At 70.9% G+C, this 12,252-nt stretch carries 14 protein-coding genes and 1 pseudogene; 7 read left to right on the forward strand and 8 right to left on the reverse strand.

The features are described from left to right. Positions 1-48: 48 nt before the first annotated feature. The 3 genes from ACYVMZ_RS12270 to ACYVMZ_RS12280 are packed head-to-tail and all read right to left on the reverse strand — an operon-like array spanning position 49 to position 3,101. A complete protein-coding gene (locus ACYVMZ_RS12270; protein ID WP_461078632.1) occupies positions 49-1,182 on the reverse strand; it encodes an Mrp/NBP35 family ATP-binding protein in 1,134 nt (377 codons plus the stop codon). A gap of 43 nt (positions 1,183-1,225) precedes the next feature. Then, on the reverse strand, positions 1,226-1,828 hold the full coding sequence (locus ACYVMZ_RS12275; protein WP_461078634.1) for a DUF1003 domain-containing protein: 603 nt from the start codon (positions 1,826-1,828) through the stop codon (positions 1,226-1,228). Beyond that, the gene (locus tag ACYVMZ_RS12280) at positions 1,818-3,101 is read right to left on the reverse strand and encodes a magnesium transporter MgtE N-terminal domain-containing protein (RefSeq protein WP_461078636.1); all 1,284 of its coding nucleotides are present in this window, start codon (positions 3,099-3,101) and stop codon (positions 1,818-1,820) included. The genes ACYVMZ_RS12275 and ACYVMZ_RS12280 overlap by 11 nt, the downstream gene beginning before the upstream one ends. Positions 3,102-3,311: 210 nt before the next feature. On the opposite strand from ACYVMZ_RS12280, the gene ACYVMZ_RS12285 reads away from it, so the two are divergent. Continuing rightward, the gene (locus tag ACYVMZ_RS12285) at positions 3,312-4,058 is read left to right on the forward strand and encodes a hypothetical protein (protein WP_461078638.1); all 747 of its coding nucleotides are present in this window, start codon (positions 3,312-3,314) and stop codon (positions 4,056-4,058) included. A gap of 15 nt (positions 4,059-4,073) precedes the next feature. Here ACYVMZ_RS12285 and ACYVMZ_RS12290 read toward each other — a convergent pair whose 3' ends face one another. Then, positions 4,074-4,586 (reverse strand): hypothetical protein, encoded by a 513-nt coding sequence (locus ACYVMZ_RS12290; RefSeq protein WP_461078640.1) that lies wholly within the window; start codon positions 4,584-4,586, stop codon positions 4,074-4,076. A gap of 34 nt (positions 4,587-4,620) precedes the next feature. Continuing rightward, complete coding sequence (locus ACYVMZ_RS12295) at positions 4,621-5,736, reverse strand: magnesium and cobalt transport protein CorA (protein ID WP_461078642.1); 1,116 nt, start codon at positions 5,734-5,736, stop codon at positions 4,621-4,623. 511 nt (positions 5,737-6,247) lie between these two features. Between ACYVMZ_RS12295 and ACYVMZ_RS12300 the strand changes: the two genes are divergently transcribed. Further along, complete coding sequence (locus ACYVMZ_RS12300; RefSeq protein ID WP_461078644.1) at positions 6,248-6,832, forward strand: suppressor of fused domain protein; 585 nt, start codon at positions 6,248-6,250, stop codon at positions 6,830-6,832. A gap of 40 nt (positions 6,833-6,872) precedes the next feature. Here the strand turns inward: ACYVMZ_RS12300 and ACYVMZ_RS12305 are convergent. Further along, positions 6,873-7,391 (reverse strand): annotated as a pseudogene (locus ACYVMZ_RS12305) (hypothetical protein); the annotation flags it as partial. 39 nt (positions 7,392-7,430) lie between these two features. On the opposite strand from ACYVMZ_RS12305, the gene ACYVMZ_RS12310 reads away from it, so the two are divergent. From ACYVMZ_RS12310 to ACYVMZ_RS12325, 4 genes are all read left to right on the forward strand, one after another. Further along, positions 7,431-7,583: a hypothetical protein gene (locus ACYVMZ_RS12310; protein WP_461078646.1), complete on the forward strand. Its 153-nt coding sequence runs from the start codon at positions 7,431-7,433 to the stop codon at positions 7,581-7,583. Between the two features lie 20 nt (positions 7,584-7,603). After that, positions 7,604-8,260 (forward strand): DUF6758 family protein, encoded by a 657-nt coding sequence (locus ACYVMZ_RS12315; protein ID WP_461078648.1) that lies wholly within the window; start codon positions 7,604-7,606, stop codon positions 8,258-8,260. Between the two features lie 117 nt (positions 8,261-8,377). Then, a complete protein-coding gene (locus ACYVMZ_RS12320; protein ID WP_461078650.1) occupies positions 8,378-9,235 on the forward strand; it encodes a PHP domain-containing protein in 858 nt (285 codons plus the stop codon). 51 nt (positions 9,236-9,286) lie between these two features. After that, positions 9,287-9,892 (forward strand): MarC family protein, encoded by a 606-nt coding sequence (locus ACYVMZ_RS12325; RefSeq protein WP_461078652.1) that lies wholly within the window; start codon positions 9,287-9,289, stop codon positions 9,890-9,892. 96 nt (positions 9,893-9,988) lie between these two features. Here ACYVMZ_RS12325 and ACYVMZ_RS12330 read toward each other — a convergent pair whose 3' ends face one another. Beyond that, a complete protein-coding gene (locus ACYVMZ_RS12330) occupies positions 9,989-10,141 on the reverse strand; it encodes a hypothetical protein (protein WP_125504360.1) in 153 nt (50 codons plus the stop codon). 226 nt (positions 10,142-10,367) lie between these two features. On the opposite strand from ACYVMZ_RS12330, the gene ACYVMZ_RS12335 reads away from it, so the two are divergent. Then, a complete protein-coding gene (locus tag ACYVMZ_RS12335) occupies positions 10,368-11,261 on the forward strand; it encodes an NYN domain-containing protein (protein ID WP_461078654.1) in 894 nt (297 codons plus the stop codon). Positions 11,262-11,279: 18 nt separating this feature from the next. Here the strand turns inward: ACYVMZ_RS12335 and ACYVMZ_RS12340 are convergent, their stop codons facing one another. Next, positions 11,280-12,182, reverse strand: coding sequence for an alpha/beta fold hydrolase (locus ACYVMZ_RS12340; RefSeq protein WP_461078656.1), 903 nt, complete (start codon positions 12,180-12,182; stop codon positions 11,280-11,282). Positions 12,183-12,252: the final 70 nt, after the last annotated feature.

Consider the following 12,252-nt stretch of genomic DNA (forward strand, 5'->3'; position numbering starts at 1 on the left):
GCCACAGCCCCGCGCCCCGGGGGACGCTGCCCCCGACGGCGTGAAACGTCAGAACTTGTTCTTCGGAGTGATCCCCAGGGACAGCCCCGAAAGACCCCGCTGCCGACCGCCCAGCTTCCCCGCGATCGCGCGCAGCGCCGCGCCCGCCGGAGACTCCGGGTCCGTCAGGACCACCGGCTTGCCCTCGTCGCCGCCCTCGCGCAGGCGGACGTCGATCGGGATGTTGCCGAGGACCGGGACGTTCGTGCCCGTGGTCCTGGTCAGGCCGTCGGCGACGACCTGGCCGCCGCCCGTGCCGAACACGTCGACCATCTCGCCGCAGTGCGGGCAGGGCAGGCCGGACATGTTCTCGACCACGCCGACGATCTTCTGGTGGGTCTGGACGGCGATGGAGCCCGCGCGCTCGGCCACCTCGGCGGCGGCCTGCTGCGGGGTCGTCACGACCAGGATCTCGGCGTTCGGGACCAGCTGGGCGACCGAGATCGCGATGTCACCCGTGCCCGGCGGCAGGTCCAGCAGCAGCACGTCCAGGTCGCCCCAGTAGACGTCCGCCAGGAACTGCTGGAGGGCGCGGTGGAGCATCGGGCCGCGCCAGACGACCGGGGCGTTGCCCGGGGTGAACATGCCGATGGAGATGACCTTCACGCCGTTGGCGGACGGTGGCATGATCATGTTCTCGACCTGGGTGGGACGGCCGTCCGCGCCCAGCATGCGCGGGACGGAGTGGCCGTAGATGTCGGCGTCGACGACACCGACCTTCAGGCCGTCGGCCGCCATCGCCGCTGCCAGGTTCACCGTCACAGAGGACTTGCCGACGCCGCCCTTGCCGGAGGCGACCGCGTAGACGCGGGTCAGGTTGCCCGGCTTGGCGAAGGGGACCTCGCGCTCGGCCTGGCCGCCGCGCAGGGCCGCCGCCAGTTCCTTGCGCTGTTCGTCGCTCATGACGTCGAGCGTGACGTCGACGCGGGTGACGCCCTCCACCCGCGAGACCGCCTCGGTCACGCGCTGCGTGATCGTCTCGCGCATGGGGCAGCCGGAGACCGTCAGGTACACGGTGACCGCGACCGCCCCGTCCGCGCCGATCTCCACCGACTTGACCATCCCGAGTTCCGTGATGGGCCGGTTGATCTCGGGGTCGTTCACCGTCGCCAGTGCCTCGCGCACCGCGTCTTCCGTAGCCATAAGGACGATGGTACGGCGCTCCCGGTGGCGCCCGGTAAGCCTGTCAGCGGTCGTCTGCGTCACGTCCCCGCGGCCGTTCCGCCCGGACTGCGTGGAATGCGCTGTGCTGGTGGTGGCCGTTCTGCCGGTCCTCCAGCTCCTTGACCACGTCCTGAAGCTCCGAGCGGATCCAGTCGCGGGTGGCGACCTCGCCGAGGCCGATGCGCAGCGCGGCGACCTCGCGCATCAGGTACTCGGTGTCCGCCATCGACCGCTCGTTCTGCTTGCGGTCCTGTTCGAGATTGACCCGGTCGCGGTCGTCCTGCCGGTTCTGCGCGAGCAGAATCAGCGGGGCCGCGTACGAGGCCTGCAGGGAAAGGGCGAGGGTCAGGAAGATGAACGGGTACTCGTCCCACCGCAGGTGGCGCGGCGCGAGAGTGTTCCAGCCGATCCAGACGATGACGATCACCGTCATCCAGACCAGGAACCGCCCGGTGCCGATGAAGCGGGCGATCCGCTCCGACATCCGTCCGAAGGCCTCCGGGTCGTACTCCGGCAGCAGCCTGCGCCGCTGCGGGCGCGGCTGGTCGAGCCGGGGACGGTGGCGGGTCGCGGCCGTGGCACCGGCCGGGACGCGCTCGCGTACGGTCTCGCGCTCAGGAACCATCGGTCGGCACCCCCTCGTCCATCTCGAACTCCGTCTCCCGCCAGTCCTCGGGCAGCATGTGGTCCAGCACGTCGTCCACGGTCACCGCGCCCAGCAGCGACCCGGACTCGTCGACCACGGGCGCCGCGACCATGTCGTACGTGGCGAAGAACCCGGCGATGGCGGGCAGCGCCGCGTCGGGGTCGAGCGGTTGCAGGTCGCTGTCGACGATCGAGCTGACCAGGGCGTAGGGCGGCTCGCGCAGCAGGCGCTGGAAGTGGACCGTGCCGAGGTACTTGCCGGTCGGGGTCTCGTCCGGTGGTCGGCAGACGTACACCTGGGCGGCGAGGGCCGGGGACAGGTCGGGGTTGCGGACGCGGGCGAGGGCGTCGGCGACGGTGGCGTCCGGCCGCAGCACGACCGGCTCGGTCGTCATCAGACCGCCGGCGGTGTGCTCCTCGTACGACATCAGGCGCCGCATGTCGGCCGCGTCGGCGGGCTGCATCAGGCTCAGCAGCCGTTCCTTGTCGTCCTCCGGGAGCTCGGCGAGCAGGTCGGCCGCGTCGTCCGGGTCCATGGCCTCCAGGACGTCGGCGGCGCGCTCCTCCTTCAGCTTGCCGAGGATCTCGATCTGGTCGTCCTCCGGCAGTTCCTCCAACACGTCGGCGAGACGGTCGTCGTCGAGGGCGGCGGCGACCTCGGCGCGGCGCTTGGCGGAGAGGTGGTGCAGGACGTTCGCCAGGTCGGCGGCGCGCAGCTGCTCGAAGGTGGCGAGCAGGTTCTCGGCGCCCTGTCCGTGCTCCTCCAGGGAGAAGCCGGTGACGGCGGACCACTCGACGGTCAGCGCCTCGCCCTTGGCGCGGCGGAAGGCGCCGCCCTTCTTGCCCTTGCGTACGAAGACCCGGTCGATCTCCCACTCCCGGCGGGCCGGCAGCTGATGCACCGACAGGTCCAGGACGGTGACCTCCTCGTTGGTCTCCACCAGCGTGACGCGCCGGTCCAGGAGCTCGCCGAAGACGAGCCGCTCCGTGGGCCGCTGCTCGAAGCGCCGGACGTTGAGCACGCCGGTGGTGATGACCTGGCCGGACTGGATGGCCGTCACCCGGGTCATGGGCAGGAAGATGCGGCGGCGGGTGGCGAGTTCGACGACCAGACCGAGCAGCCTCGGCGGCTTCCGGGCGACCCGCAGCATGACGACCAGATCGCGCACGCGCCCCACCTGGTCGCCGGCCGGGTCGAAGACGGCGACACCGGAGAGGTGCGAGACGAAGATCCGGGGGGCGCCCGCTGCCATGGCTGTGCTTCCTTTACGTGCGGGGTTCGTGGTGTGTGGTGTCCTGTGCCTGTTTTCCGAATTGCCCGCTCGGATGGGCTTCAGGCTAGCCCGTCCCGATCGGATGTGCGCTGGTGAGCGGTCCGGACGGACTGGCTCCGCCCGGCCGGTGAGGCCCCGGTACTCTGCGGTACGCCGTCGAGGATCCCCGTCAGAGAGGCAGCCCCACCTGTGACTCCGATTCCCCAGGGCCGTAATCGCAGGGCCGCGCTGGTGCGCGCGATGTGCGCGCTGCTCGTGGCGGGGACGGGGCTCGCGGGGTGCGCCGAGGACCCCAACGAGGGCACCAACGGCGTCGGCAGACTCCCCGCGGACCAGATCCAGAGCCGCACCCGTGCGGCCGCCGAGTCCGCCGCCGCGGTCCGCCTGCACGGCACCGTGGTCAGCAGCGGGCGTACGTACACGCTCGACATGCGGCTGAAGTCCGACGGCGCCACCGGGACGGTCACCGCGAAGGGCGCGACCTTCCAGCTGCTGCGGATCGGCGAGCAGCTCTACCTCAAGGCCGACGCCGAGTTCTGGAGTGACGGGGACGGCCAGGGCAAGGCGGACGCGGCGGCCGCCGGCAAGCTCGACGGGAAGTACGTGAAGGTGCCGCAGGGCGACCCTTCCTACAAGAAGTTCAGCGGTTTCACACACAAGGACGTCCTCCTCGACGGTCTGCTGACCCTGCACGGCACGGTGGAGACGGACGGCCACCACGAGCAGGCGGGCGTCCGCACGATCCGCATCACCGGCGACAAGGGCTCCGGCGGCACGCTGGACGTGTCCCTGCAGGGCAAGCCGTATCCCCTGGTCCTGGTGCGCGGCGGCGGGGCGGGCACGCTGCGCTTCACGGCCTGGGGCAAGGACTTCGCCCTGGAGAGGCCGGCGAAGAACGAGACCGTGGACTACGGCAAGCAGCTGCCGACGTCCTAGGGCTCAGAGCCCCCGCTACCGCCGCTTGCGCTTCTTCAGCAGCAGACGGGGCAGCCCCGCGGGAATCGGCTGCCGCGTCGTCGCCGGCGTCGGCCGCGGTGCCTCGGCCAGGGAGCCGTCCGGCAGCGCTGCCGTCGCACCCGTCGGCTCCAGGCGGAGCACCCGGCACTCGCGGGCCCAGCGCTCCGTCATCGCCTCGCCGTCGGGGGCGTTCAGCCGCTTGCCCTTCAGCTCGGCGACCGCCGCCTCCCACGCCTCGGACCCGGGCGCCGGTTCCACGACCTTCGCGGTCCAGGACACCAGCCGGCCGCCCTTGTCCTTGCTGCGGACCGTCACCTCGGCCTCGGCCCCGTCGGCCAGCCCCGGCAGCGGCTGCTCGCCCGGCCCGTCGCCGATCACGCACGCCGCACCCTCGTGCCACACGTGCCACAGCGCGCGGGCGGGGGCCCCGGCCCCCTTGACCCAGATGAGGCCGGACTTCTTCGTGGCCTCCTCGATCAGGGCCCGGTCGAGCAGCTCGCTAGTCATGGGGCCAGCCTAACCAGGCGGGATCCGGGCGCTCTCACAGCCAGCCGTTGCGCTTCAGCGTGCGGTGGATGCCGACACAGATGGTCACCGTGATGCCCATGATCAGCGGGTAGCCGTAGCGCCAGTGCAGCTCGGGCATGTGGTCGAAGTTCATGCCGTAGACCCCGCACACCATCGTCGGTACGGCGATGATCGCGGCCCATGACGTGATCTTCCGCATGTCCTCGTTCTGCGCGACGGACGCCTGGGCGAGGTTGGCCTGGAGGATGGAGTTCAGCAGTTCGTCGAAGCCGATGACCTGCTCCTGCACCCGGGCCAGGTGGTCGGCGACGTCCCGGAAGTACTTCTGGATGTCCGGGTCGATCAGCCGCATCGGCCGCTCGCTCAGCAGCTGCATGGGGCGCAGCAGTGGCGAGACCGCCCGCTTGAACTCCAGTACCTCGCGCTTGAGTTGGTAGATCCGGCTGGCGTCCGTGCCGCGCGGTGTGCCCTTGCGGCCCGGCGAGAAAACCTCCGTCTCCACCTCGTCGATGTCGTCCTGCACGGCGTCGGCGACCGCGATGTAACCGTCGACGACGTGGTCGGCGATGGCGTGCAGCACGGCCGAGGGGCCCTTGGACAGCAGCTCGGGGTCGTCCTGCAGGCGGTGCCTGAGGGCCCGCAGCGAGCCCTGCCCGCCGTGCCGGACGGTGATGAAGAAGTCCCGGCCGGTGAAGCACATCACCTCGCCGGTCTCGACGACCTCGCTGGTGGAGGTGAGCCGGTCGTGGTCGATGTAGTGGATGGTCTTGAAGACGGTGAAGAGGGAGTCGTCGTAGCGCTCCAGCTTGGGGCGCTGGTGGGCCTGGACGGCGTCCTCGACGGCCAGCGGGTGCAGCCCGAACTCCCGGGCGATACCGGCGAACTCGCCCTCGGTCGGCTCGTGCAGACCGATCCACACGAACCCTCCGTCGCGGCGCACCAGCCGCATCGCCTCCTGCGGGCTGAGCGGCGTGTCGGTGACGAGGCGCCGGCCGTCGCGGTAGACGGCGCAGTCGACGACCGCGGAGGTCGTCGCGGGGTCGCGCGTGGTGTCGTACGTGCCGCTCTCCTTGCGCAGCGACACACGGGAGGGACGGACCACGGCGCGCAGGTCGCGGATCATCGACATGGGCAGGGCTCCTTCGCAACGAGCAACGAAAGGCGCCGGCGACGGGTGGAACTACCCGGAATGGGGACGTCCTGGATGCGGATGTTTGGCGCGTCCACAAAGCGGGGAGCACCGCACCGTCGCGGTGGCGGGCTTCGTTACTGATTCGGCTACTGAGGCAGATCAGGCAGAACGAAACGAAGTGCTCTTCCGTACGAAGACGCGACACGGAGACGCGAATGCGAGAGGTGGCAGCCAGCTAGAGCCAGAGCAGCGACATCAGCGGCCGGAAGAGCGGGTGGTACTGCACGGTCGACTTCGATCCATAACAGCCCCACCTCCTCCGGCCGGTCCCTCGTAAGGGACGTTCCTATCCCCTGGGGGGTTCCCCCGTAGGGGGAGTGTCACATCGGCGTCGGGACTCGATCGCGACGCTTCTGCGTGCTGCCCCGAACCACCGGGCAAGAGTATCAGCCGACCATGGTGTCAAGGCGCTGCTTTGCCCGGTACTGACGAGTTCTATGCTCGCCGCATGGCAGATGTTCTTCCTCTGGTCGAGGCCCGGTTGCGCACCGCGCTGGGCGAACCGGACGCGCGCGCGGCGGTCACCTTCCTCGGCACCGACCGCATCGAGGTGCTCCGCTTCCACGAGGGCGACATCGTCCGCTACGCCACCCTCGGCATGTCCGCGCAGCCCATGGCGGACCCCACGGCAGTGCTCGCCGACCCGGTCAAGGGCCCGCGCGCCGAGCTGGTCCTCTCCGTCCGGGCGGGCCTCGCGGACACTGACAAGGTGCTCCGCCCGCTCGCCGTGCTCGCCGCGTCTCCGCAGGTCGAGGGCGTGGTCGTGGCCCCCGGCGCCTCCCTCGACGTCGGGGAGCCCCTGTGGCCCGGTGCCCCCTTCACCTCGGTCCTGGTCGCCGAGCCGGGTGGCCTGGTCGAGGACCTCGAACTCGACGCGCCCCTGGACCCCGTACGGTTCCTGCCGCTGCTTCCCATGACCCCCAACGAGGCCGCCTGGAAGCGGGTGCACGGCGCCCAGGCCCTCCAGGAGCGCTGGCTGACACACGGGACGGACCTCAGGGATCCGGCCCGCACGTCCGTCCCGCTGGACTGAGACGGGGTGACCGATCTCACCAACGCGTGGCTGAAAGCCATCAGTTGACGAAGACGGCGACACCGTCCTCGGTCGCGTGCTTCGTCGCCGGCTCCTCGGCCTCGTGCGTCAGCGCCTTTCGCCGGACGACGACCACGAGCGCGACCGCCACCGCCGTGACCGCCGCGACCACGAACGGGATGCGGATGTCACTCCACTCCTCGATCTTCGGCGCGAAGCAGGGCGCGGCGGCCGCCGCGAACCAGCGCACGAAGTTGTAGCCCGCGCTCGCCACGGGGCGCGGGGCGTCCGAGACGCCGAGCGCCAGCTCGGTGTAGACGGTGTTGTTCACGCCGATGAAGGCGCGGACAGGACCGTGCAGACGACGGCCGTGGTGTGGTCGCCGTAGCCGAGCACCAGTGACCGGGTCCAGCAGCGAGGTCCTGCGGGCCGGCTTCGGCTGCTCCTTCAGGAACGCCGCGATGCACAGGAAGCCGACCGCCATCAGGAACGCGGTGCCGAAGAAGGGGTAGCGCCAGCTGGCGTCCCCGACCTGCACGCCAGGGCCGGCCAGGTCTCCCTGCTCTTCACGTCGTACTTCCTGATCACCGCGGTCGCGATGCCGGTGACCGGCTTCGTCTCCAGCCGGATCGGCGGGCGCGGGACCCTGCTGCTCGGCCTCGCGTTCGTCGTGGTCTTCGCCGGCTCGCGGGCACGTTCTGGTCGGCCGGTTCCGCCCGGATGGGTGATCGTCCTTGACGTGACGGAGTAGGGGTAGGACCGTGGGGGCCTATGAGGGGCGAACCCAGTTGCCCGAAGTGTGGTGGCCGGGTCAGGGCTCCCGGCCTCTTCTCCGATTCGTGGCAGTGCGACCTGCACGGCACCGTGCATCCGGTGCAGCCCGTGATACCGCCCAGTGTCGACGCCCTCACCGTCGTGGTGCACCGCACGCGGGTGCCGGTCTGGATGCCGTGGCCGCTGCCGGTCGGCTGGCTGTTCACGGGCGTGGCCTGCGCGGGCGACGACCGCAGCGGTGGCCGCGCGACGGCCGTGGCCTGCTCGGGGCCCGGGCCGCTCGGCGGTGCGGGTGAGCTGATCCTGGTGGCCGAGGAACTCGGCGTGGGTCTCGGCGCGCGCTACGCGGGCATCGACGGCCCGGACCCGGGACCGTACCTGGACGTCGAGAAACCGGCCCAGACCAAGGTGCTGGCCGCCGGCCGCCCGACCCCCCTGTGGCTGGTCTCCGGCACCCCGGACGACCGAGCCGTCTTCGCGGGCGAGGCGCTCGGCATGTGGCTGTGGGCGGTGGTGTGGCCCGAACAGTCCGGGCTGCTGCTGTACGACGAGCTGGTGCTGACCGACCTGCGGGATGCCGGGGCCGAGGTGGAGCTGGTGCCGTGCGGGGCGCTGTCGCCGCGGTTGCTGGCGCCCGACGGGTCTCGGCCCTGAGTGCCGGCTGAGGATCTGTAGGGGGCGCTGTGCGGTTTCGGGTGTGACAGCGGTGGCCGAAAATCCGGTTATCCTTGAGCGTCCCCGTCCCTTCCGTCACCGCCTGGAGTCCGCGTCGTGCGCATCGACCTGCACACCCACTCCACCGCCTCCGACGGCACGGACACCCCGGCCGACCTGGTGCGCAAGGCCGCCGCGGCCGGCCTGGACGTCGTCGCGCTGACCGACCACGACACCACCCGCGGGCACGCCGAGGCCATCGCCGCGCTGCCCGAGGGGCTCACGCTGGTCACCGGCGCCGAGCTCTCCTGCCGTATCGACGGCATCAGCATGCACATGCTGGCCTACCTCTTCGACCCCGAGGAGCCCGCCCTGCTCGCCGAGCGGGAGCTGGTCCGGGACGACCGGGTGCCGCGGGCCAAGGGCATGATCGCCAAGCTGCGGGACCTGGGTGTGCCCGTGACCTGGGAGCAGGTGGCGCGTATCGCCGGGGACGGTTCCGTCGGGCGCCCGCACGTGGCGACCGCGCTCGTCGAGCTGGGCGTCGTGCCGTCCGTGAGCGACGCGTTCACACGGGACTGGCTGGCCGACGGCGGGCGGGCCTTCGTCGAGAAGCACGAGACCGATCCCTTCGAGGCGATCCGGCTGATCAAGGCCGCTGGCGGGGTCGCGGTGTTCGCGCACCCGGCCGCGAGCAAGCGGGGCCGTACGGTCCCGGAGTCCGCGATCGCGGAGATGGCCGCCGCCGGGCTCGACGGCATCGAGGTCGATCACATGGACCACGACGCCGACACCCGGGCGCGGCTGCGCGGCCTCGCGAAGGAGCTGGGGCTGCTCGTGACCGGCTCCAGCGACTACCACGGCAGCCGGAAGACCTGCGCGCTCGGGGAGTTCACGACGGATCCCGAGGTGTACGGGGAGATCACGCGCCGGGCGTTCGGGGCGTTTCCCGTTCCGGGGGCCGGCGGGGCCTGAGGCCCGTACGCCGCTCACGCCCGTCTCCGTTCCTTTCTCTGCAAGGCAATCATGTTCGACGTCGCCGTCTTCGGCTCTCTCTTTCTGACCCTTTTTGTCATCATGGATCCCCCTGGGATCACCCCGATCTTCCTCGCGCTGACCGGCGGACGCCCGGCCAGGGTGCAGAAGCGGATGGCGTTGCAGGCCGTGTGTGTGGCCGGTGGCGTGATCACCGTCTTCGGCCTGCTGGGCCACCAGATCCTGAACTACCTGCACGTCTCCGTCCCGGCGCTGATGATCGCGGGCGGGCTGCTGCTCCTGCTGATCGCGCTCGACCTGCTCACCGGCAAGACGGACGAGCCGAAGCAGACCAAGGACGTCAACGTCGCCCTCGTGCCGCTCGGCATGCCGCTGCTGGCCGGGCCGGGCGCGATCGTGTCGGTCATCCTCGCCGTGCAGAAGGCCGACAGCGTCGCCACGCAGGTGTCGGTGTGGTCCGCGATCCTCGCCATCCACATCGTGCTGTGGCTGGTCATGCGGTACTCGCTGCTGATCATCCGGGTCATCAAGGACGGCGGCGTGGTCCTGGTGACCAGGCTCGCGGGCATGATGCTCTCCGCGATCGCCGTGCAGCAGATCATCAACGGGGTCACGCAGGTCGTCCAGGGCAGCTGACGGCCGCCCCCGGACACCACAGAGCCCCTGTACGGCACTTCCGTACAGGGGCTCCCAAACGTATGGCGCTCAAGCGTGAAAAGAGGGCTCCGCGGGTTACGACGCCGAGGTCTCGGCCGGGCGGATCCACAGGCGCTGCCCGATGGCGGCGGCCTGCTGAACGATACGGTTGACGGAGGCGGCGTCCACGACGGTGGTGTCCACGGGCGTGCCGTCGACGTCGTCGAGTCGCATGATTTCGAAGCGCATGGCTTCTCCCTTCGTCTGGTCATCCTCCCTGAGGAGAACTACTGGTGGATGGCCCCAGGGGCAGCGGTGCCCCCGGTTCCGTTCGTATTCAACGAGCTGCGCGTTACAAACATTCCCTACGCTAACGAAATTTTTCGAACGTCTAATTACTGACCGGTAGTGTCCGGAGCGGGACCGACCGGGACCGGTTGTGTTCGCAGCGTGACCGCCGGGACAATGGAGGGCGATGAACGACGACCTCGCGGCGCTGAGTGCCCGCATCGACCGCACCAACGAGCTGCTGCAGCGCATGCTCGCCGAGGTGGCGAAGACGCCTTCGACGCATGCGATCTTCGTCGACGCGGGCTACCTGTACGCGGCGGCGGGGCGGCTCGTGGCCGGGACGGAGGACCGGCGGGCGTTCGACCTCGACGCCGAGGGGCTGATCGACGCGCTCATCGACCGGGCCCGCACGATCTTCGCGGACAGCCGGCTGCTGCGGGTCTACTGGTACGACGGCGCCCGGCGCCGCATCCACACGGCGGAGCAGCAGTCCATCGCGGAACTGCCGGACGTCAAGGTCCGCCTCGGCAACCTCAACGCCAACAACCAGCAGAAGGGCGTCGACTCGTTGATCCGTACGGACCTCGAGTCACTCGCCCGGCACCGCGCCATCAGCGACGCGGCGCTGCTCGGCGGCGACGAGGACCTGGTGTCGGCAGTGGAGGCGGCGCAGGGGTACGGCGCCCGGGTCCACCTCTGGGGCATCGAGGCGCCCGAGGGCCGCAACCAGGCCGAGCCACTGCTGTGGGAGGTCGACAGCCAGCGCACCTTCGACCTCGACTTCTTCAAGCCGTACGTCTCCCGGCGCACGGCCCCCGCCTACGAGCCGGCGGCGGGCCGGCCCACCCGCGAGGACGTCCGTTTCGTCGGTGCCCAGATCGCCGCGAAGTGGCTGGCGGCGCGCGGCCGGGACACGCTGGTGGAACTGCTGCCCGGGCACCCCTATCTGCCCGGCTCGGTGGACCAGGACCTCCTGGTGGAGGCGGAGGGCCTGCTGCAGTATTCGCTGCGCGGGCAGGCGGATCTGCGCCGGGCGCTGCGGGACGGCTTCTGGGATCACTTGCAGACGCAGTACTAGGGCGGAGTACCAGGCCGCTTATGCGGGTGTGCCGTCCTTGTGCGGGGCCGCGGCGTCCCAGAAGTCGGCGAGGGCGTGGGCGGTCGGCAGGGGCTGGTCCATGTTGGGGGAGTGCTCGGCCCCCTCGATGACCGTGCGGCGCGCGTTCAGGCGTACGGCCATCTCGTCCAGGACCGCCACCGGCCATGTGTCGTCGTGCGCGCCCGACAGCACGTGGAACGGCAGCGGTACGGCGGCCAGTTCGGCGACGCGGTCCGGCTCGGTGCACAACTGGCGTCCCGTGGCGAGGAGTTGGGCGGGCTTGGTGCCCAGCCAGCGGCGGCGCAGATAGTCCTGGCCGCCGATGCCGCGGGCCGGGCCGCCGACCTCCTCGGGCGGTCCCATGGCCTCGATGACCTCCCAGACCTCCGCCATCGACATCACCGCGAGCGCGTCCCGCAGCAGCTTCACGCGCTGTTGCTGGGAGACGGAGATCTCCGCCGGGCCCGACGCGATGAGGGTGAGCGAGCGGAAGGGGGAGTGGTCGATCAGAACGGCGGCACGGGCGATCTGCCCGCCGAGGGAGTGCCCGACCAGGTGCACGGGGGTGCCGAGCGCCTCGGCCTGCGCGAGTGCGTCCCGTGCCAGTTCCCTCTGCGCGTAGGCGGATTCGTCGTCCTCGGGCCCGTCCGACTCGTGCTGCCCCCGCCCGTCCACGGCGACGCTGCGATACCCGCGCGCCGCGAGCGGCTCGTGCATCAGCGTGAAGTCCTCCTTGCTGCCGGTGAAACCGGGGAGCAGGAGAGCGACGCCTTTCGGCTCTGTGCCGGGGGCTGCGGGACAGTCGACGACGGCGAAGTCGCCGCGGGGGGTGTGCAGGGGGTGGGCGCGGGCGTGGGGAGGCGGCGTGGGGGAGGGGGAGGGCGTGGGGTGGCTGGTCACGGGGCGAGGGTAGCGGGTGGGGGGTGGTGTCGGGGCAGGGGGATTTTCGCCGTACGGGGGCGAGGTGGCC

The sequence above is a fragment of the Streptomyces deserti genome (assembly GCF_054782695.1).